Origin of the sequence: Amycolatopsis sp. WGS_07 (genome assembly GCF_045278895.1) — a bacterium.
Classification (GTDB): domain Bacteria; phylum Actinomycetota; class Actinomycetes; order Mycobacteriales; family Pseudonocardiaceae; genus Amycolatopsis.
The window spans coordinates 4,789,774-4,808,656 of the sequence record NZ_CP136053.1 but is presented as its reverse complement, the minus strand read 5'-3'; the positions used below and the strand labels follow the sequence as shown (position 1 = coordinate 4,808,656).

Sequence of the window (18,883 nt, the reverse complement as noted above, 5' to 3'; positions counted from 1 at the left end):
GCGTACTGACCAGTAACGAAACCGCACGGTAACCCCGCCGACGTTTTCCCTCCGGCCCGATCCGCCAAACGGATCAGCCCCGGAACGGACGTTCGGCGGGCATTCCGCCGTGCCCGGAAAACGCTGGGAGGTCGGGCGATGGCGTTTCCCGGCGCCGCGGCACTGCGTCAGACCGGACGGCTTTACGCACTGGGGCTCGACGTCGTCCGGCTGACCTTCCGCCGCCCGTTCCAGTTCCGCGAACTCGTGCAGCAGTTCTGGTTCATCGCGAGCGTGTCGATCCTGCCGACCGCGCTGGTGTCGATCCCGTTCGGCGCGGTGATCGCGCTGCACATCGGGTCGCTGACCACGCAGATCGGCGCGCAGTCGTTCACCGGCGCGGCGAGCGTGCTCGCGATCATCCAGCAGGCCAGCCCGATCGTGACCGCGCTGCTCATCGCGGGCGCGGGCGGCAGCGCGATGTGCGCCGATCTCGGTTCGCGCACCATCCGCGAGGAAATCGACGCGATGGAGGTGCTCGGGGTCTCGCCGATCCAGCGGCTGATCGTGCCGAGGGTGCTGGCCGCGATGGGCGTGGCGGTGTTCCTCAACGGCATGGTCAGCGTGGTCGGCGTCCTCGGCGGCTACTTCTTCAACGTCATCATGCAGGGCGGCACGCCGGGCGCGTACCTGGCGAGTTTCTCCGCGCTGGCGCAACTGCCGGACCTGTGGATCAGCGAGATCAAGGCGCTGCTGTTCGGGTTCGTCGCGGCGGTCGTCGCGTCCTACCGGGGGCTGAACCCGCGCGGCGGGCCGAAGGGCGTCGGCGACGCGGTGAACCAGTCCGTCGTGATCACGTTCCTGCTGCTGTTCGTGCTCAACCTGATCCTCACCACGGTGTACCTCCAGCTCGTGCCGCCGAAGGGAAGCTGATGGCCACCCCGACTCCGACCCGCGTACTCGAGGCCATCGACCGCCGGCTGGGCTTCCTCGACACCCTCGGCGACCAGATCCTGTTCTTCCTGCGCGCGCTCGGCTGGGTGCCGCGCGCGGTGCGCCGGTACCTGCGCGAGATCGTCCGGCTGCTGGCCGAGGTGAGTTTCGGCAGCGGCGCGCTGGCGGTGATCGGCGGGACCATCGGCGTGATGGTCGGGATGACCGTCGCGACCGGGACGGTCGTTGGGCTGCAAGGGTATTCGGCGCTGAACCAGGTGGGTACGTCGGCGTTCGCCGGGTTCATCTCGGCCTACTTCAACACCCGCGAGATCGCGCCGCTGGTGGCCGGGCTGGCGTTGTCGGCGACGGTCGGCTGCGGGTTCACCGCGCAGCTGGGCGCGATGCGGATCTCGGAGGAGATCGACGCGCTCGAGGTGATGGGCATCCCGAGCGTCCCGTATCTGGTGACCACGCGGGTGATCGCCGGGTTCGTCGCGGTGATTCCGCTGTACGCGGTGGGTCTGCTGTCGTCGTATCTCGCGTCGCGGCAGGTCACGGTGTGGGGCTTCGGCCAATCGGCGGGCACGTACGACCATTACTTCCTGCTGTTCCTGCCGCCAGGCGACGTACTGTGGTCGTTCGGGAAGGTGCTGATCTTCAGCGTCGTCGTGGTGCTCGCGCACTGCTACTACGGTTTCCGCGCGAGCGGCGGCCCGGCCGGGGTCGGCGTCGCCGTGGGCCGGGCGGTGCGGACGGCGATCGTCGCGATCAGCGTCCTGGACTTCTTCCTCAGCCTCGCCATCTGGGGCGCGACGACGACCGTGCAGGTGGCCGGATGAACCGGCGATGGCACAAGACCCGCGTCCGCACCGCCGGGGTGCTGTTCCTGGCGGTGCTGTCGGCGTTCGTGGTGCTCACGGTGAAGATCTACAACAAGGACTTCACCACGACGGTTCCGGTGACGCTGCAGGCCGATCGCGTCGGCAACCAGCTGCGCGCGGGCGGACAGGTGAAGGCGCGCGGGGTGGTGGTCGGCGAAATCCGGGCCGTGCACGCCTCCCGCGCCGGCGCGGAGATCTCGCTGGCGCTGGACCCGGAGCAGGTGAAATGGCTGCCGGTCAACGTGTCCGCGCTGCTGGTGCCCAAGACGCTCTTCGGCGAGCGGTACGTGCAACTGTCCATTCCGGACACCGGACGGAAGCGGCCGTTGCGTTCCGGGGACGTGATCTCGCAGGACCGGTCGGCGAACGCGATCGAGCTGGAACGCGTCTTCGACAACCTGCTGCCGGTGCTCAAGGCCGTGCAGCCGCAGAAACTGGCGACCACGCTGACCGCCGTGTCCACCGCGCTGCAAGGCCGCGGCGCGGAACTCGGCCAGACGCTGGCGACCGCGTCGGACTATCTGCGGCGGTTCAACCCGAACCTGCCGCAACTGGACCGGAACGTGCGCGACCTCGCCACCGTCACCCGGATGTACGGCGACATCGCACCCGATCTCCTCGACGCGCTCACCGCTTCGTCGGTCACCCTCGGCACGATCGACGCGAAACGCACGGACCTCGGCTCGCTGTACCAGCAGGTCACGGCGTCGTCGCGCGATCTCACCACGTTCCTGCGGCAGAACCGAAACAACATCATCGCGTTGTCCGCGGACAGCCGCCGTCCGCTCGAAATCGGCGCTAAATACTCCCCCAGCTACCCCTGCACTCTACAGGCGCTCACCGACTTAAAACCGGCGATGGACCGGGTTCTCGGCGCGGGGACGAAAGAACCTGGGCTGCACGTCGAGGTCACCGTGTCGCAGTCACGCGGGAAGTACGTGCCGGGCAAGGACGCCCCCGCCTACACCGAGAAGACCGGCCCGCGCTGCTACCCGAGCGGGGTGGCACCGAGCGAGGGAACTCCGGCGGCCGTGCCGTCGTCCGGCGATCTCGGCATCGCGAATTCCCCGCAGGAGCAGCAGTTCCTGGCTCCGCTGATCGCGCCTTCGGTGGGCATCTCGACCGCCGAGGTCCCGGCGTGGAGCAGCGTGCTCGTCGGCCCGCTCTACCGCGGAACGGAGGTGACGGCGAAGTGAGAAACCTTGCCGCTCCCCTGGTCAAAAGCCTGATCTTCATCCTGGTCACCGTGCTCGCGACGGTCGTTCTCGCGTTGTCGATCACCGGCGGTTCGGTCGGCGACAGCCAGCGGTACGGGGCTACTTTCGTCGACGCCACCGCTCTGAACGTCGGCGACGACGTGCGGATATCCGGGGTGAAGGTCGGCCAGATCGAAGGCCTCGACGTGGTCGACCAGAACCGCGCGCACGTCAGCTTCTCGCTGGAAAACGGCCGCACGGTGCCCGCCAACGTGACCGCGGTGATCAAGTACCGCAACATGGTCGGCCAGCGCTATCTCGCGCTGGAACGCCCCGCGCCGCGGCCGGGACGCTGCCGCCAGGCGGCGAAATCCCGCTGGACCGCACGACTCCGGCGCTCGACCTGACCGACCTGTTCAACGGCTTCAAACCGCTCTTCCAAGCCCTGTCGCCGAAGGACGTCAACGACTTGTCCGGCGAGATTGTCCAAGTCCTGCAAGGAGAAGGCGGCACGGTGACCGAACTGCTCCAGCACACCGGATCGCTCACCAGCACGCTCGCGAGCCGGGACCGGGTGATCGGCGAGGTGATCGGCAACCTGAACTCGGTGCTGAAAACGGTGAACGGCAAGGGAGATTCGCTCGCGACCCTGGTGTCGACCCTGCGCCAGCTCGTGTCCGGGCTCGCCGAGGACCGCACCGCGATCGGCGACGCGGTGTCCGGCCTTGCCGCGCTGACGCAGTCCACCAGCGGCCTGCTCACCGAAATCCGGCCGGGGCTGAAGGACAGCATCTCCGGCCTCGACGCGCTGACCCGGAACCTGAACAAGGGGAAGCCGACGTGGACCAGGCACTGACCACGCTGCCGCGCAAGATGAACGGCATCGGCACGCTCGGGTCGTACGGCTCGTGGATGAACTTCTACCTGTGCAGCGCCACCCTGGAAACGTCGCCGCCGCGCGGCGTGCCGGCGACCGCGGCGAGGTGTGGCGCGTGAAGTCGTTCCGGGAGCGCAATCCGCTCGTGCTGGGGGTCGTCGGCAGCGTCGCGCTGGCCGCGGTCCTCACCGGCACGCTCAACTACAACAACCTGCCGTTCCTCGGCGGCACCACCTACCAGGCGGAATTCAGCGAGGCCGCCGGGCTGCAGGCGGACGACGAGGTGCGGATCGCCGGGATCAAGGTCGGCGAAGTGTCCCGGGTGGACCTCGACGACGACCACGTGCTGGTCAGCTTCCGGGTGAAGAAGGCGTGGATCGGGAACCGGACGTCCGCGCAGATCAAGATCAAAACGTTGCTGGGCCGCAAGTTCCTCGCCCTCGACCCCGCCGGCCGCGCGGAGCAGAACCCGGATCAGCCCATCCCGCGCGACCGCACGGTGACCCCGTACGACGTCACGGACGCGTTCAACGGCCTCGCCAACACCGCCGGCGCGATCGACACAAAGCAGCTCGCGAGCAGCTTCGCCACGATCAGCGACACCTTCCGCAACTCGCCGCAGCACGTCCGTACCGCGCTCGACGGGCTCAGCGCGTTGTCGAAAACGGTCTCGTCGCGCGACAGCGAAATCGCCGAACTGCTGGCCAACGCCCGCAAACTGACCACCACCATCGCCAACTCGAACGACGACTTCGAGAAGCTCGTCAAAGACGGCGACCTGCTGCTCACCGAACTGGACCACCGCCGCGAAGCGATCCACCAGCTGCTCGTCGGGACCCAGCAGCTCGCGAAGCAGCTGTCCGGCTTGGTTTCGGACAACACCGAGAAGCTCGCGCCCGCGTTGCAGCAGCTCAACCAGGTGACCGACCTCCTGCAGCGGCAGGACGCGAACCTCGCGCAAAGCCTCAAACTCGCCGGGCCGTACTTCCGCGTGCTGAACAACTCCGCGGGCAACGGCCGCTGGATCGACAGCTACCTGTGCGGACTCATCCCGGAGAACCGCGATCCGTGCACCCCGCCGAAGGGAGGCGCGAAATGACCACGCGCGCATACCGTTTCGTCGTCTTCCTGCTGGTGCTGGCCTTGGTGATCTGCGGCGTCCTGTGGTGGGTGTTCTCCGGTTCCGGCCGCTACCGCGTCACGGCGTACTTCTCGCGGGCCGTCGGCGTCTACAGCGGATCCGACGTCCGGGTGCTCGGGGTGAAGGTCGGCGAGGTCACCGCCGTGCTTCCGCAGGGCGGCCAGGTGCGTGTCGACTTATCGGTAGATCCGCACATCCCGGTCGCCGCCGACACGACCGCGCTGGTCATCGCCCCGAGCGTGGTCGCCGACCGCTACGTCCAGCTGGGCAAACTCGCCCGCAGCGGCCCGCGTTTGGCCGACGGCGCGGTCATCACCCCCGACCGCACGGGCACGCCAGTGGAACTGGACCAGCTGTACTCAAGCCTGGACACGCTGAGCAAAGCGCTCGGCCCGAACGGCGCGAACTCCCAGGGCGCGCTGTCCGACCTCCTCCGCACCGGCGCGGCGAACCTCGACGGTAACGGCAAGGCGTTCAACACTTCCGTCCGCGATTTCGCCCGTCTCGCGCGTACTTTGGCGGGCAACTCCGAGGACCTGTTCGGCACGGTCGACGAACTGCAGAAGTTCACCACCATGCTGGCCACGAACGACCGTCAGGTCGCGGACGTGAACCAGCAGCTGGCCAAGGTCTCCGGCACCCTCTCGGCAAACCGCTTCGAACTGTCCGACGCATTGCGTTCGCTGGGCAGCGCGCTCGCGTCCGTCCAGGGCTTCATCCGGGACAACCGCGCGGCGATTAAGTCCAATGTAGACAAACTGGCCGACACGACCCAGCTCCTGGTCGATCAACGCGCTTCGCTGGCCGAAGCGCTGGACGTCGCCCCACTGGCCGCTTCCAACGTGCTGAACGCCGTCGATCCGGAAACCGGCCGTCTGCAAGGCCGCTCCGACCTGCTGGAATACCTGCCACTCGTGTCGGCGACGGGAGGCGGCCGATGAAGGCGCGACGACTTTTCCTGGCGCTGGCAGTAAGCACGCTGGCCGGCTGTGCGGCCCCCGGCGGCTTCCACGGCGTCTACGACCTCCCGCTCCCCGGCGGCGCGGACCTCGGCGCGCATCCGTACGAGGTCACCGTCCAGTTCGCCGACGTCCTCGACCTGGTCCCGCAGGCAGCGGTAAAGGTGGACGACGTCCCGGTCGGCCGAGTCCAGTCGATCCGGCTGGGCGCCGACGGCTGGACCGCCGAGGCCGTCCTGGCCGTGAACGGCGACGTCCACCTGCCCGCGAACGCGGTCGCCCGCCTGCGGCAATCGTCGCTGCTGGGCGAGAAATTCGTGGAACTGGCTTCGCCGATCTCGTCGCCCTCCGGACAGCTGGCCGACAAAGCCGTGATCCCGGTGTCGCGGACCAACCGCAACCCGGAGTTCGAGGAGATCTTCGGCGCACTGTCGCTGCTGCTCAACGGCGGCGGAATCGAACAGCTGCAGACGATCAACCGCGAACTGACCAAGGCCATGGACGGCAACGAGGAGGAGATCCGCAGCTTCCTCGCCGGGGTCAACCAGCTGATGACGAACCTCGACGCACACCGCCACGACATCACTGCCGCACTCGACGGCCTCAACCACCTCTCCGCGACACTGGCCGACCGGAACTCGCAGATCGCCGACGCCCTCACCGACCTCACGCCGGGCCTGAAAACCCTCACCGACCAGCGTCCGCAACTGGTGACCATGTTGCAGTCGCTGGACCAACTGTCCACAGTGGCCACCGACGTCACGAACAAGAGCCGCGACAACCTGGCCGCCGACCTGCGCGCGCTCGCCCCCATCCTGCGCCGCCTGGCCGATGCCGGGCAGAACCTGCCGAAGGCGTTGGAGATCCTGCCCTCGTTCCCCTTCACCGATCCCGTGCTGGAAGCGATCAAGGGCGACTACCTGAACGTCTACGCGTCACTGGTCCCCGGCTCGGACGTCCAGCTTCCGCCACCCGGCCAAGGCGTCCCACCAGGCCTTCCGACCCTGCCGCTTTCGCCAGGAGGCCGCTGATGCTCACCCGACGGATCCGGGTCCAGGTCATCGCATTCGTCGTCATCGCCCTGGCCGCGACCGCTTTCGTGGGCGCGAAATACGCCGGAATCGGGCGCCTGTTCGGAGCCGGGACCTACACCGTCCGCCTGGAACTCGCCGAAGGCGGCGGCATCTTCACCAACGGAGAAGTCACCTACCGAGGCGTCGCAGTCGGCCGGATCGGACAGCTCCGCCTGACCGACCACGGCATGGAAGCAGACCTGCTACTGGACACCTCAGCCCCTCCGATTCCGTCGAACGCCCGCGCGATCGTGGCGAACCGCTCCGCGGTTGGCGAGCAATACGTCGACCTGCAACCCCCCACCGACCGCGGCCCGTACCTGGAAGACGGCAGCGTAATCCCCCGCAGCGCAACCACCCTGCCGCTACCCGTACAAACGTTCCTGTCCGATGTGGACTCGCTGACCGCGTCAGTGCCGACCGAGGACCTGCGCACGGTAGTGAACGAACTGGACAACGCGTTGCAAGGCACCGGCCCAAACCTGCAACTGCTGATGGACACCGCGCGGTCGTTCACGAACTCCGCCTCCAAACACCTGCCTCAAACCACAAAACTCATCAACGACGGCTCGACTGTGCTGAAAACGCAAGCCGCGTCGTCCGATGCCTGGCGAGACTTCAGCCGCAACGCCCACCTGTTCGCCACCCAACTGTCCTCCTCCGACGGCGACTTACGGCAACTGATCGCCACCGCTCCGCCTGCTGCTTCGCAGGTGACGGGCCTGCTCCGAGACACCAGCCCAGGCCTCCCCATCCTGATGGCAAACCTCCTCACGACGGCGGACGTCTTCAGCGCCCGCACCGACGGTCTGGAGCAACTGCTGGTGACCCTCCCGAAAACCGTCGCTGCGACGTCCTCCGCCATCACCCCGGACGGCGGGAAGCTCTCACTGGCGCTGACGTTCTTCGACCCGCCGCCGTGCCGGAAGGGGTATGAGGGGACGAAAATCCGCAGCAGCGCTGAGTTGCCGGTGCTTCCGTTCAATACCTCCGCGGCATGCACCCTGCCCGCGGGCAACCCGTCTTCAGTCCGCGGCTCACAGAACGCTCCGCACGCCGGGGTTCCCACGCCTGCCCAGCCCGGCGGGTTCCCGGGGGTTGTCGCGGGGCTGCCGACTTCGACTGATCTGGAGGAGATGCTGTGGCTACGCCGGGGAAACTGACTCGCACTGGTTCCTTGCCGCTCGGGTCCGATGCTGGCCACCTCGCCGAGGTCTCCGTGGCGAGCGCGACTGACACCACGACCGATGCCACCTCCCCGGTCGAATCGGTTGCCAGCACTGGCTCCGCAACCGACACCGCAGGCAGCACCACCCTCACTGCCGACGCCGACCACCCGTTCGGCGACAGCGCAACCACCACAACCGACGCCAATCCCCGGCCCGCCGACAGCACCGCCGCCGCGACTGACACCGCTCCCCGGCCCGCCGACAGCACTACCGCCGCAACCGACACCGCTCCCCGGCCCGCCGACAGCGCTGCCGCCGCAACCGAGCCCACTCTCCCTCCCGCCGACAGTGCTACCACCGCGACCGACGCCGCTCCCTCGCCCACCGACAGCGCAGCCACCACCGACGCCACTCCCCCACCCGCCGACAGCATTGCCGCCACGACCGAACCCACGCCTCAGCCCAGCGATAGCCCCGACGCCACCGCTGCATCCCCGGCCAGGTCCCCCCGCCGCACCCTGACGTGGGCCGCCGGAATCGCCCTGGCCGCGGCCACCGCTTTCGCCGCCTGGTCAGCCTGGTCCTGGCACACCGCCGCAACCTCCCCCGCCTCGACCACCGGCGCGACCAGAGACGAAGCCGTCACCGCGGGCCGCGCCCTGATCACCACCGTGACCACTTTCGACCCGCAACACCGCGACCAAGACCTGGCCCACTGGCAAGCCGCGACAACCGGTGCCCTCCAAACCTCCCTGCCCAGCACCATCCCGCCCTCCGGTGCCGCGATGACCGGCCATGTCCTCGACGCCGGACTCTCCGACCTGGACCCCCAAGCCGGCACCGCGAAACTCCTCGCGTCAGTGGAAATCACCGTCACCAAGGACGGCACCGCGCAACCCACCCGCCGCACCCGCCTGACCGCCACCCTGGCCCGCACGGCATCCGGCTGGAAACTCAGCTCACTGGACCAACTGGGAGTGGCCGCCTCATGAAACCCGCACGACTCCGGTCGAAGGCCCGCAACGGCCACACGGATTCCCTCGCTGCCGCAACCGAATCCGAGCACCTGCCAGCCGACCAGCCCACCACTGCCGCCGAAGCCGACTCCGCCCAGCCACCCAACCGACCCGAAGCCGACTCCACCCGACCGCCCAACCGACCCGAAGCCGACTCCGCCCGGCCCACCAACCGGCGCGAACCCACCACGGCCCAGCCCACCAACCGGCCCGAACCCGCCACAGCCCAGCCCACCGCAGAGGCCCGCGCCGCCCAGCACTCCACCGCACATCGCGCGACCGCACAGCCGTCCGCTGGGCCCATCTCAACCGAGCCCAGCCACGAGCCGACCGCCGAGCAGCGAATCACCGCCGCCGAAGCCATTCACCCGTCCAACGCCGCCACTCAACCTCCCATCGTCACCCCATCACCTGCCGACTCACCTCCCGACCAGCCCGCAACCGCCCTCGGCTCAGGCCACTCGCCCGCCGAGACCGACACCGACGCCAGCCAACCCGCCGCCGCCGACACCGAGACCGACGTCAGCCAACCCGCCGACACCAGCACCGGCACCGGCTCTGGCACTGGCACTGGCACTGGCCAACCCGCCGTCACCGGCCCCGAACCCACCCGATCCCCCGCGTCCGCACTCCTCCCCGCCGAACCAACTCCCTCCTCGCCTCATCCCACAACCTCCCGCCGCCTGCCAGCGATCCTTCTGGCCTTGACCGTCCTCCTCACCGCCGCCGGTGTCTGGTGCACCGTCGAAGCCCGCTCCATCACCGCGTCCGCCGCCGCCTCGAATCGCGCGCTGACCGATCAGCCCGCCACCGCCGAGGTCGCCTCCGCGATCAGCCTCACCCTCACCAAGATCTTCTCCTACACCTACGACAAAACCGACGTCACCGAGAACGCCGCGGCCTCCCTGCTGCGCGGCCGCGCCCGCGAGTCCTACGAAAAACTCTTCGCCCAGGTCCGCACCATGGCCCCGAATCAGCGCCTGACTCTCACCTCCCGCGTCTCGGCCACCTCGGTACAGCAGCTCACCGACGACCACGCCCAGTTGCTCGTTTTCCTCGACCAGTCCGCCGCAAGGGGGAATTCCGCCACTCCGGAGACGGCCGCGGCACAACTGTCCGTCACCGCTCAGCGAATTGACGGAAACTGGTTCGTCACCGATCTCGTGCCCCGATGAAATTCTGTTTCCTCACCGCCGAAGGAGTACCGTCATGCCCATTTCCCGGATCGTCAGAACCGGCGCGCTGGCCGCGGCCGCCGCGACCGCAGTCAGCCTCGCCGCCGCTGTTCCCGCGTCGGCGACCGAAATCCCCATTCCGATCTCCTACTCGGTTACCGGCAGCACAGTGGTGAAGAAGACCGGCAGCACTCTCGCCCTCGGGCCCGGCAATCTCGCCGGAAATCTCCTGGTCGACGACCAAACCGGAGCCGTCGGTCTCAAAGCCGATCTGCAATTGCCGCCCGCGACCGCGCACATTTCACTGCTCGCGGGCGGGTTCAAGATCAAGGCGACGGTCACCGTCAAGCCGACCGCGCCCGCGACCGGCAGTCTCGCGAACGGCACCCTCACCACTCACGAAACCGCGAACATGGAGATCAGCGACATCTGGGCGGGCCCGATCGAACCGGTCTTCCCCGTGCCGACCGTGCCCGGAAGCTGCACGACCGTCCAGCCGATCGACCTGACGCTGACCGCGGCGAACGTCGACATCACCAAGCCGATCACGCTCAGCGGAAAGTACACCATTCCCGACTTCAAGAACTGCTTCATCGCCGATCTCGCCCTCGGCGCCTTGGTGTCCGGACCGGACAACACGATCTCGCTCACCCTGACCTCCAAGAACTGATCCAGCACGCGAAAACGGGATGCCGGCACAGTTTCCGGCATCCCGTTTTCGCATACCCGATCTTCCGCGAATTGTCACCTTCCCACGAAACGCCGGTACCGTTTACGCCGACGGCGACAAAAGAATCGGTCCAGTTTCCGAACCGCGGAACAGGCATGAAACAGGGTTGTTGCCGACTGAACTCGCGGGTAACCTTGGGCTCGCGGCCGGGATTCCTCACCGGACCCGCTCCCGTTTCCGGCGAATGCCCCGGAACGGAATCCGCGCACACCTCCGTCCCCACTGCGCAGGACGCCGCGAAAACCGCAGTCCGATCTAAGGAGAATGGTATGCCCAGGCTCAGCAAACTGTCCACGAGCGCGGTGACCGGCGTCGCGGTCGGCGCGATCGCGATCCTCACCGCGGGCACGGCCTCGGCCGCCACCGCGACCTACCAGGCCGGCCCCGCGAACTACAGCTGCACGTTCCCGGCCATCCCGGCGCAGAACGTGTCGGTCACCGCCCAGTTCGACGGGCCGGACACGATCCCCGTGAACGGCACCACGACGCCGTCCAACGTTTCCGGCACCGCCACCATCACCGCGCTGGTCCACGCGCTGCTCACCGCCGCGGGCTACGACGGCATCCGCGGCACCGCCGACGTCCCGATCACTGTCGACAACGGTTCGCTGTCCCCGTCGTCCGCCTCCGGCCTGCAGATCCCGGAGCAGATTTACCCGGCGGGCGGCGCGATCACGGTGCACATCGCGCAGACGCCGTCGTCGTCGATCCCGACCTACACCGCGCCGGGCAGCCCCGGCACGGTGACGTTCGGCCTCGACACGACGCTCTCCGCGCAACTCGAGTTCCACAAGGCGTCCGACAACAGCTGGACTCCTTGGACCATGACGTGCACCGCTCCGTCGGGCACCGACTTCAGCCCGTCGGGCACGATCGGCTGACCCATCCGGCGGAGGGGCGGCGCGCGGCCGTCCCTCCGCCCTCGGTTCAGTGGCAGGGAATCGAACGATCCGTCACCACGAGGCTGAACTCGTCGCCCGCGGACCCGCTGACGACCGGGCCGCAGATCGGCGGCCGGGGCACCGTCGCCTGGCCGTAAGTGTTGTTGCCCCAGCCGACGACGGTCCCGTCCGCCTTGAACGCGAAATTGTGGTTCCACCCCGCGTCGATCGCGACCACCCCGCTCGTCGCCGCGGCGGGCACGTCAGTCTGGCCGACGTTGTCGCGCCCCCACGCGAGCACGCCGCCGTTCTTGAGCGCGAGACTGTGTTCGAACCCGGTCGAAATCGCCGTCACCCCGGATTGCGCCTCCGCCGGAACCGTTGCCTGGCCGTAAGTGTTGTTGCCCCACGCGAGCACGCTGCCGTTCTTCAGCACGAGGTTGTGGTCCCCGCCCGCCGAGATCGCGTTGACGCCCGACTGCGCGAAGTCCGGCACGTCCGACCGGCTGCCCCAGCTCACGACCTGGCCGTTCTGCAGCAACGCGAGGCTGTGCACCGAACTGGTGGAAATCGCCGTCACGCCGCTGGACACCGTTGACGGAAGATCGGTCTGGCCGTACCAGTCGTTCCCCCACGCGTACACCTTGCCGCCCTTGAGCCCGAGCCCGTGCGTCCAACCCGCGGCGATCTGACTTGTCCCGGACGCGAGGTCCGCCGGCACCTCTGTTTCGCCGAAGTTGTTGTCTCCCCAGGCAATCACGGCACCGTCCTTGAGCGCCAACGCGACCAGCCCGCCAGCCGACACCGAAGAGACCCCGGACGCAACCGTCTTCGGAGTCCGCAGGATCGCGTTCGTCACTCCCCACGCGTACACACCGTTCGCCGCCATCAACTGCGGCTCACTCGCGGCAGCCGCGCTCACGCCGCTCGCTCCGAGCGCGACGACCGCGGCAACCAGCGTCGCGGTCCTGCCCCACCGTCTGTATCCGGCCGCCATCGCAGCTCCTTTCTCCGCGCTTTTCCGGCGATCCTCGCAGCCGTCGGCGGACTCGTGGATTCTTTGTCAGATTCCGATGAAAACCCCGCTCCGAACTAGCCCGCGAGCATAAGAAAACCCTGCTGCGCCAACGGAAATACCTCCTCGCGGCCAGCCCTCTTGCCCGCTTGGTAAACCCACCGGTAACTTCGCCCGAGAACGATTCCCCGCGGGCGAGGAGGGCGTCTCAATGCCGGCACTCCGCAGACTTGCTGCCCGCCGCACTCCTTTCGCCGCCCTGGCGATCCTCGCCGCCCTGTCGATCGGAACCGGCGGCCTCACCGGCATCAGCTCCGCCGCGACCGACCCGACGCCCCCGGCCGCCCCGCCCTCGTCTGACGAACAACAAGCAACCGCGACCGTCGCCCTGGACTGCCCGTTCGCCGCCGGCCCCCAGCGGATCGCCCTCACAACGACCGCCATCCTGCCCGCGACGGCGACAGTCGGCTCCGCGGTCAAATTCCGTTCCTTGACCGCGTCGTTCACGCTTCCCCGGACCGTCGCCACACAACTGGCTCCGGCCCCGGCCACCAGCCTCCGCGGCGGCCTGACCCTGGACCTGACCGCGCGTCAAGGCGACAAAAGCACCGCGATCCCCGCGCCGTTCACGATCGCCCCCACGCCGTTGCCAGAAAACGGCGACGTCCAGGTCACCGCGACCGCGGACCTGCCGGACCAGGCGATCACCGTCCCCGGCGAAGTCACCTTCGACGTCGGTGCCCCGACGATCGCCCTGAAACCGGCCACCGAAACCACCACCGAGGCTGCCCCGGTCCGGTGCACTTTGGCCCCGGGCCAGAAGACCACCCTGGCCTCCATCCTCGTCGCCCCGGCCCTCACGAAACCCAGCGCCGGCAACCCGAAAACCCCGCCGCCCGCCGCGCCGCGCAACGAAGCCGCCACGCAAGACAGCGGCGGCTTCACCATCGTGACGCCGCTGAACCTGGTGCAGATCGTCGCCAACTCGTCGATCTATCGCCTGGGCGCGACCGTCACCAGCAAACCGACTGGCCTGCTCAACGGAGTCTGGACCATCGTCCTGGACGACAACGGCATCCAGCACGATCCGAGCACCATCACCGGTTCCGTCGGCTTCAAACCGGTCACCGCGACCTTCCTGGGCTTCGGCTTCGTTCCGGTGAGCGCCACGGTCGAGTTCCTGCCCGTCGACTACCGCAACGCCAAGCTGATCGAACTCAACGCCCAGCTCAGCGCACCGCCCGGCGAGACCATCCTGACCACGCACGTCAAAGTCATGGCCAGGATGAGCAACGCCAAGGTCAACGGCGTCCCCCTCGACCTCGGCCCGGACTGCGTCTCCGCCTCGCCGATTTCCCTCAACCTCTTCGGCCCGTACAACGCCTTGCAGGGCGGCACCGTCGGGACCGACCCGAACGCGGCGGACCCCGACTACCGCGGTTTCACGTTGCCCCCGTTCGTCCACTGCGGCACCAGCGAACCGCTCAACCCCTTGCTGACCGGCATGGCCTCCACGACCACGAACATCAACCAGGCCAAGGTCGTCGCGGTCAACTTCGGCGAATGCACCAAGCCGAACCACACTCAGTGCCCGCCGCCCCCGACCCCGCCTGGCTCGACCCCCAAACCGAACACCGCGGCAGCCAAGCAACCGACGGCTGACACTGGCTCCTCATCGACGAATCCGGTCCCGCCCGCCTCCGCGACAGCCACTCCGCACTGACCGCTCCGGCGCCCAGTTTTCAGCGCCGACCGCAGTCAGCTCATGGGGTACGCCATCCGGAGATGCATCACCGATTCTCTTCTTGAAGCGGCCGCTCCGGGCCCGCAGCACGATCTCGCTGGACCGCCCCACGGCGATTTCGGCATCGGCTTTTCTACCGCGCCACTCGGCTCGGCGTCGAGCGGCCACTCGCGCTGCCAACCGACAGCTGGCACGCCGCGTCTCCCAGGTGCCAACATCTCGCCGGGACCTGCGAGCGAAACCGCACTCGCTGTCGCCATCCACGGGCGAAACCGGATTCGCCGTTTTTTGGCGAAAGCCGGGATCCGCTGGTCAGCGGCGGCTTTTGGCGTTCTCGCACGAGCTGGGCCGCCGGCTGGCGGGCACCACGCTCGTGCGCTTGAGCGGGGTCGGCCAAGGCAGTTCCGCGTGCCGCTGCTCGGGCGTGGCCGCGCGAAGGACCAGTTCCATTTCGAACCGCGCGGCGGGATCACGCAGCAGCTCGCCGAACGTTGCCTGCAGCTGGCGCATGCGGTACCGCACCGTCTGCGGATGGACTTGCAGACGTTCGGCGATTTCGACCACGTTCGCTTGGCTGTCGAGCCAGGCGCGCAGCGTTTCGAGCAGGCGGTCCTGTTGTTTATCGGTCATCTCCGCCAGCGGGGCGAAAAGCCGGGTCCGGAGGAGTTCGGTGAGCGCACCGTCCGAATGAACCAGCAAGGCCGCGAGGTGGTCCTCCGCGCGGAGCACCCGCTCGGCCGGGATTCGCCCCCGATCGGCGAGAACCAGTGTTCGCCGGGCCCAGCGCAGGGAATCGGCGAGGCTGGCCAACGGCACACACGGCCCGACGGACAACCGGCAATTCGGCAGCGCGGCCTGGAGCGTCGCCAGCCGGGCACCGGTGACCGCGCCGGGCACGACGATGCACGGCTCGGCGGAGTCGAGTTCCGCCAGGACGTCCGAGTCCAGCGTCGCGTGCCGGCGGGCTCTGCCGTTCAGCGGCGATTGGACGGCGATCGGCGACGCCTGTTCCGGCACGACCCAGCCGGTGAGCTGCGCCAGCTCCGCGATCGCTTTCGGCGGAGCGGCCGGCACCTCCAGCAGGACGCCCAGCAATCTTCGCCGCCAAGTGTCCAACGCACCGGCTGTGCGGGCTTTCGCCTCTAAGTAGCCATCCAGCGCGACCGACGCCAATTCGTCCATAAACGCCAACATGGCGTCGGCTAGCTGCGACATCACCGCCGACGACAGGCCAGCCCGCCGCCCGACGCGCATGATCCGGCGCCACGACACGCGCGCGCCGACCCGGTAGGCCGACTGCAAGGTGTCGAGGCTCCGCCCTTCCCGCATTTCGTTCTGCCCGAGCCGATGGTGCACCTCGTGCGACTGTTCCTTCGACGCCCGCGGGTCGGCGATCTGCGCGACGAACAGCGTGATCGCATACTCGACGCCCGCACGGATCGATCTCCCGTACGGACCGTCGAGCGGCCGCGCGTAGGCGGGGATCGTCGCGCGGATCTCGTCGACGATCTCCGCGGACAGACTCGCCAGTTCGGGGCGAAGGATTTCGGCGAGCTTGCGCGGCAGCGCGGCCGACGGCACAGCGTGATCGAGTCCGCGCTCCACCGACATCGCAGCTCCTTCGCTCCGCCCCGGTCCACCGGCGGCGCCGGAGCGCCGCCGGAACCCCCGCATCCATTGAGGGGTGACACCCGACACATCGAAAAACCAACGCTAAACGTGTCACAAGTCCGGGGAGAAACCGATTTCTTGTCACGTTTGTGACAAGTTCACGAGGTCAGGGCAGCACGTCGCGACAACACACCACCAGGCGCGCCAGCCCGTGCGTACGAACGGGCGAACCCGGGCACCTGCCTTCAGCGGTCACCCAGCAAGCGCCGAGGACGACCACAGAACGTCACGCGGCAGAGTCGCCGGCCCTCTTGTAGCATGCACTTGATACAAGAGGGAGGGACCCGCCATGCAACTCGACTCGGCGATCGCCGTCGCGGGCGTCACCGGACTGTTCGGCCTGATCATCCTCATCGTGCTGTGGCCGGGCGAAAAGCAAGGCGCCCGGCTGCTCGTGAAGTGGGGCGTGCGGAACCCGGCCGCCGACCAGGTGCCGGTGGCCGTGCGCTACCTGCGCCGCAGGCGATTCTGGTATCCGTGGCTGTTTCTCGGCCTCCCGCTGATTCCGGGCGCGGCGGATCTCGTCGGGGAACGGAACGCGAACTCGCTGGTGTTCGTGGTGCTGCTCGGCGGGCTCGCCGCCGAAATCCTCGCTCAGCGCCCCTCGCGGGAACCCCGCAGGGAAGCCGTGCTCGCACCGCGCGGCGTGCTCGATTTCGCTCCGTTGTGGACGATCATCGTCTCCGGGCTGGCCACGCTCGCCGCCGTCGTGCACCTCGCCGTTGTGCGGCAATGGGGCCCGCTCGCGGTGACCGTAGGCGCGGCCGCGGTGTCGTGGATCATCGTGCTCCTCGCGGTGCGGCGTCCGGCCGCCGGCGACCCGGAGGTCGACCTGGCGCTGCGCGTTCGCAGCGCCCGCGTCGCTCTCGGGCTCGGCACCGGAACGGCTGCCACGCTCGGCTGGACGACGGCCGGCAGCCTTGCCACATTCCTCCCGTTCATCGCCACCGTCGCCGCGTTCCTCGCGATCGTCGGCCCGCCGCCCAAGCAGCGCGCGACAACCACGGCAGCGCGGTAGATGCCGCTGCGAGTAGTGGTCGACGCCGAAAGCGGGGTTCCGCCCTGGCGTCAGGTGCACGACCAGATAGTCCGCGCGATCACGACCGGCTCCCTTGCCCGGGACGCCCGTCTTCCGCCGATCCGTCAGCTTTCGAGGGACCTCGGGCTCGCCTCCGGGACCATCGCCCGCGTGTACCGCGAGCTGGAGTCCGCCGGATGGGTCACCACCGCACGAGCACGCGGAACCGTCGTGACCGGCCCGGCCGACCGGCCGGATCCGGGCGCGCTGCTCCGCGACGCGGCCGCCGAGTACGCCCGGCACAGCCGGGAACTCGGGGTCGCGCCGGACGAAGCCGTCGACGCCGTGCGCGTGGCATTGGCGAGCCTGGACGCACCGTCGCGGTGAACCCGGGCGATCGTCCGGCCGGCGCGGTTTTCGCCGTTCGGTGAACCGTCTTCCGCACGGTCTGGGGACACCTCCTTCGTGCCCGTGCGTTCCCGTGGTCCACTCACCGGACGAGGCGCGGATCCTCACCGCCTCGGCGCGGAGGTTCAGCCCTCCATCAGCACCCTCCCCACCGCGGCCAGCACGGGTTCGAGCGCGGCCACTTCCGTGCCGGCGCATTCCGTGATGCCCGCGCCGACGACGTCCATTCCGGAAAGCCCGTCGATTGCCGCGACCAATTCCGCGATCGTGAGACCGCCGGGTTCCGGATAATTCACTCCGGCGAACTCCCCGGGATCGAGAATGTCCAAATCCACATGCAGATAAACGCGTTCGGCTCCCGCGGCGTTCAGCGCTCCGGCGACGTCGTCGGAGCGCACGGCGAGACCGCCGGCGACGGCTTCCTCTTCCGCCGGATCGAGCGAGCGGGTGCCGAACAGCACGGCCCGGCCCCGTTCGAGCGCGGGGCTCGCGGCGAAATCCTTGTCGCCCTCGCCGAGCAACGACCGCAGCACCATGCCGTGGTACGCGCCGGACGGCGAGGACTCCACCGTGTTCAGGTCCGCGTGCGCGTCGAACCACGCGACGCCAAGCGTTGCGCCGTAACGGAAACGCGCGACGCCGACCGGGACCAGCTCGACACCGCAGTCGCCGCCGATGGTGAGCACCGGGCCTTCCGGCGCTTCCAGCGCGGCGAGTTGCAGCTGCCGGTTCATGCCCGTGAGCACGGCCCGGTTGGCTATCCCGGTGACGACGCCGGACGTCGCGGGGTCCTGGCGTACGTGGTGCACCGGTTTGCCGAGCACGTGCCCGGCCAGTTCGGAAAGTGCGCGGCAGCCCTCGATCAGCCCCCTCGCTCTGGGGCTGATCGCGCCCTGCCATTGCGGCACCGCGTTGATCAGCATGCTTCGACGCTAGCGCGAAACCCCCGGAAAAAGCGAGCGGCAAATAGTGCGAGGGGTCCCTTCGCTCCGTTTTGGAGCGAAGGGACCCCTC

The 18,883-nt window shown here is 68.6% G+C and carries 17 protein-coding genes and 1 pseudogene; 15 read left to right on the top strand and 3 right to left on the bottom strand.

Going from position 1 to position 18,883, the window contains the following annotated elements; all coding sequences use genetic code 11:
• Positions 1-138 precede the first annotated feature (138 nt).
• The 12 genes and pseudogenes from RPX00_RS22740 to RPX00_RS22685 all read left to right on the top strand — a co-directional run bounded on the left by RPX00_RS22740 (position 139) and on the right by RPX00_RS22685 (position 12,013).
• Positions 139-912 carry an MlaE family ABC transporter permease gene (locus RPX00_RS22740; RefSeq protein WP_406642250.1) on the top strand — a complete coding sequence of 258 codons (774 nt, stop codon included), beginning with the start codon at positions 139-141 and terminating at the stop codon, positions 910-912.
• Complete coding sequence (locus RPX00_RS22735) at positions 912-1,754, top strand: MlaE family ABC transporter permease (protein WP_377870395.1); 843 nt, start codon at positions 912-914, stop codon at positions 1,752-1,754. Before RPX00_RS22740 ends, RPX00_RS22735 begins: the two co-directional genes overlap by 1 nt.
• Entirely contained in the window at positions 1,751-2,992 is a 1,242-nt protein-coding gene (locus tag RPX00_RS22730) for an MCE family protein (protein WP_406642249.1), read from the top strand. The genes RPX00_RS22735 and RPX00_RS22730 overlap by 4 nt, the downstream gene beginning before the upstream one ends.
• A pseudogene (locus RPX00_RS22725) lies at positions 2,989-3,988 on the top strand (MCE family protein). The gene RPX00_RS22730 and the pseudogene RPX00_RS22725 overlap by 4 nt, the downstream one beginning before the upstream one ends.
• Positions 3,985-4,968 carry an MCE family protein gene (locus RPX00_RS22720; RefSeq protein WP_406642247.1) on the top strand — a complete coding sequence of 328 codons (984 nt, stop codon included), beginning with the start codon at positions 3,985-3,987 and terminating at the stop codon, positions 4,966-4,968. The pseudogene RPX00_RS22725 and the gene RPX00_RS22720 overlap by 4 nt, the downstream one beginning before the upstream one ends.
• On the top strand, positions 4,965-5,951 hold the full coding sequence (locus RPX00_RS22715) for an MCE family protein (RefSeq protein WP_406642246.1): 987 nt from the start codon (positions 4,965-4,967) through the stop codon (positions 5,949-5,951). Before RPX00_RS22720 ends, RPX00_RS22715 begins: the two co-directional genes overlap by 4 nt.
• Positions 5,948-7,000 carry an MCE family protein gene (locus tag RPX00_RS22710; protein ID WP_406642244.1) on the top strand — a complete coding sequence of 351 codons (1,053 nt, stop codon included), beginning with the start codon at positions 5,948-5,950 and terminating at the stop codon, positions 6,998-7,000. The genes RPX00_RS22715 and RPX00_RS22710 overlap by 4 nt, the downstream gene beginning before the upstream one ends.
• Positions 7,000-8,205 (top strand): MCE family protein, encoded by a 1,206-nt coding sequence (locus RPX00_RS22705; RefSeq protein WP_406642242.1) that lies wholly within the window; start codon positions 7,000-7,002, stop codon positions 8,203-8,205. The genes RPX00_RS22710 and RPX00_RS22705 overlap by 1 nt, the downstream gene beginning before the upstream one ends.
• Positions 8,184-9,203 carry a hypothetical protein gene (locus RPX00_RS22700; protein ID WP_406642240.1) on the top strand — a complete coding sequence of 340 codons (1,020 nt, stop codon included), beginning with the start codon at positions 8,184-8,186 and terminating at the stop codon, positions 9,201-9,203. Before RPX00_RS22705 ends, RPX00_RS22700 begins: the two co-directional genes overlap by 22 nt.
• Before the next feature lie 728 nt (positions 9,204-9,931).
• The gene (locus RPX00_RS22695) at positions 9,932-10,402 is read left to right on the top strand and encodes a hypothetical protein (protein ID WP_406642238.1); all 471 of its coding nucleotides are present in this window, start codon (positions 9,932-9,934) and stop codon (positions 10,400-10,402) included.
• Between the two features lie 34 nt (positions 10,403-10,436).
• Positions 10,437-11,072 carry a hypothetical protein gene (locus RPX00_RS22690; protein ID WP_406642237.1) on the top strand — a complete coding sequence of 212 codons (636 nt, stop codon included), beginning with the start codon at positions 10,437-10,439 and terminating at the stop codon, positions 11,070-11,072.
• A 329-nt stretch (positions 11,073-11,401) separates the two neighbouring features.
• Positions 11,402-12,013: a DUF6801 domain-containing protein gene (locus RPX00_RS22685; protein ID WP_406642235.1), complete on the top strand. Its 612-nt coding sequence runs from the start codon at positions 11,402-11,404 to the stop codon at positions 12,011-12,013.
• Positions 12,014-12,059: 46 nt separating this feature from the next.
• Here the strand turns inward: RPX00_RS22685 and RPX00_RS22680 are convergent, their stop codons facing one another.
• Positions 12,060-13,010, bottom strand: a complete 951-nt coding sequence (locus RPX00_RS22680; RefSeq protein ID WP_406642234.1) for an RCC1 domain-containing protein — start codon at positions 13,008-13,010, stop codon at positions 12,060-12,062.
• A gap of 229 nt (positions 13,011-13,239) precedes the next feature.
• Between RPX00_RS22680 and RPX00_RS22675 the strand changes: the two genes are divergently transcribed.
• Complete coding sequence (locus RPX00_RS22675; protein ID WP_406642232.1) at positions 13,240-14,751, top strand: DUF6801 domain-containing protein; 1,512 nt, start codon at positions 13,240-13,242, stop codon at positions 14,749-14,751.
• Positions 14,752-15,084: 333 nt separating this feature from the next.
• Here RPX00_RS22675 and RPX00_RS22670 read toward each other — a convergent pair whose 3' ends face one another.
• On the bottom strand, positions 15,085-16,383 hold the full coding sequence (locus tag RPX00_RS22670) for a PucR family transcriptional regulator (protein WP_406642230.1): 1,299 nt from the start codon (positions 16,381-16,383) through the stop codon (positions 15,085-15,087).
• A gap of 349 nt (positions 16,384-16,732) precedes the next feature.
• Between RPX00_RS22670 and RPX00_RS22665 the strand changes: the two genes are divergently transcribed.
• Both RPX00_RS22665 and RPX00_RS22660 read left to right on the top strand, forming a co-directional pair.
• Positions 16,733-17,461 carry a hypothetical protein gene (locus tag RPX00_RS22665; protein WP_406642228.1) on the top strand — a complete coding sequence of 243 codons (729 nt, stop codon included), beginning with the start codon at positions 16,733-16,735 and terminating at the stop codon, positions 17,459-17,461.
• Entirely contained in the window at positions 17,462-17,848 is a 387-nt protein-coding gene (locus tag RPX00_RS22660) for a GntR family transcriptional regulator (protein ID WP_406642227.1), read from the top strand.
• 146 nt (positions 17,849-17,994) lie between these two features.
• Here RPX00_RS22660 and RPX00_RS22655 read toward each other — a convergent pair whose 3' ends face one another.
• Positions 17,995-18,792, bottom strand: coding sequence for an arginase family protein (locus RPX00_RS22655; protein ID WP_406642226.1), 798 nt, complete (start codon positions 18,790-18,792; stop codon positions 17,995-17,997).
• Positions 18,793-18,883 lie beyond the last annotated feature (91 nt).

Bases quoted from the DNA above. Each gene is read 5' to 3' on its own strand.
- RPX00_RS22680 (WP_406642234.1), bottom strand. From the start codon at position 13,010: ATGGCGGCCGGATACAGACGGTGGGGCAGGACCGCGACGCTGGTTGCC.
- RPX00_RS22715 (WP_406642246.1), top strand. From the start codon at position 4,965: ATGACCACGCGCGCATACCGTTTCGTCGTCTTCCTGCTGGTGCTGGCC.
- RPX00_RS22710 (WP_406642244.1), top strand. From the start codon at position 5,948: ATGAAGGCGCGACGACTTTTCCTGGCGCTGGCAGTAAGCACGCTGGCC.
- RPX00_RS22660 (WP_406642227.1), top strand. From the start codon at position 17,462: ATGCCGCTGCGAGTAGTGGTCGACGCCGAAAGCGGGGTTCCGCCCTGG.
- RPX00_RS22655 (WP_406642226.1), bottom strand. From the start codon at position 18,792: ATGCTGATCAACGCGGTGCCGCAATGGCAGGGCGCGATCAGCCCCAGA.
- RPX00_RS22665 (WP_406642228.1), top strand. From the start codon at position 16,733: ATGCAACTCGACTCGGCGATCGCCGTCGCGGGCGTCACCGGACTGTTC.
- RPX00_RS22730 (WP_406642249.1), top strand. From the start codon at position 1,751: ATGAACCGGCGATGGCACAAGACCCGCGTCCGCACCGCCGGGGTGCTG.
- RPX00_RS22685 (WP_406642235.1), top strand. From the start codon at position 11,402: ATGCCCAGGCTCAGCAAACTGTCCACGAGCGCGGTGACCGGCGTCGCG.
- RPX00_RS22740 (WP_406642250.1), top strand. From the start codon at position 139: ATGGCGTTTCCCGGCGCCGCGGCACTGCGTCAGACCGGACGGCTTTAC.
- RPX00_RS22705 (WP_406642242.1), top strand. From the start codon at position 7,000: ATGCTCACCCGACGGATCCGGGTCCAGGTCATCGCATTCGTCGTCATC.
- RPX00_RS22675 (WP_406642232.1), top strand. From the start codon at position 13,240: ATGCCGGCACTCCGCAGACTTGCTGCCCGCCGCACTCCTTTCGCCGCC.
- RPX00_RS22690 (WP_406642237.1), top strand. From the start codon at position 10,437: ATGCCCATTTCCCGGATCGTCAGAACCGGCGCGCTGGCCGCGGCCGCC.
- RPX00_RS22670 (WP_406642230.1), bottom strand. From the start codon at position 16,383: ATGTCGGTGGAGCGCGGACTCGATCACGCTGTGCCGTCGGCCGCGCTG.
- RPX00_RS22735 (WP_377870395.1), top strand. From the start codon at position 912: ATGGCCACCCCGACTCCGACCCGCGTACTCGAGGCCATCGACCGCCGG.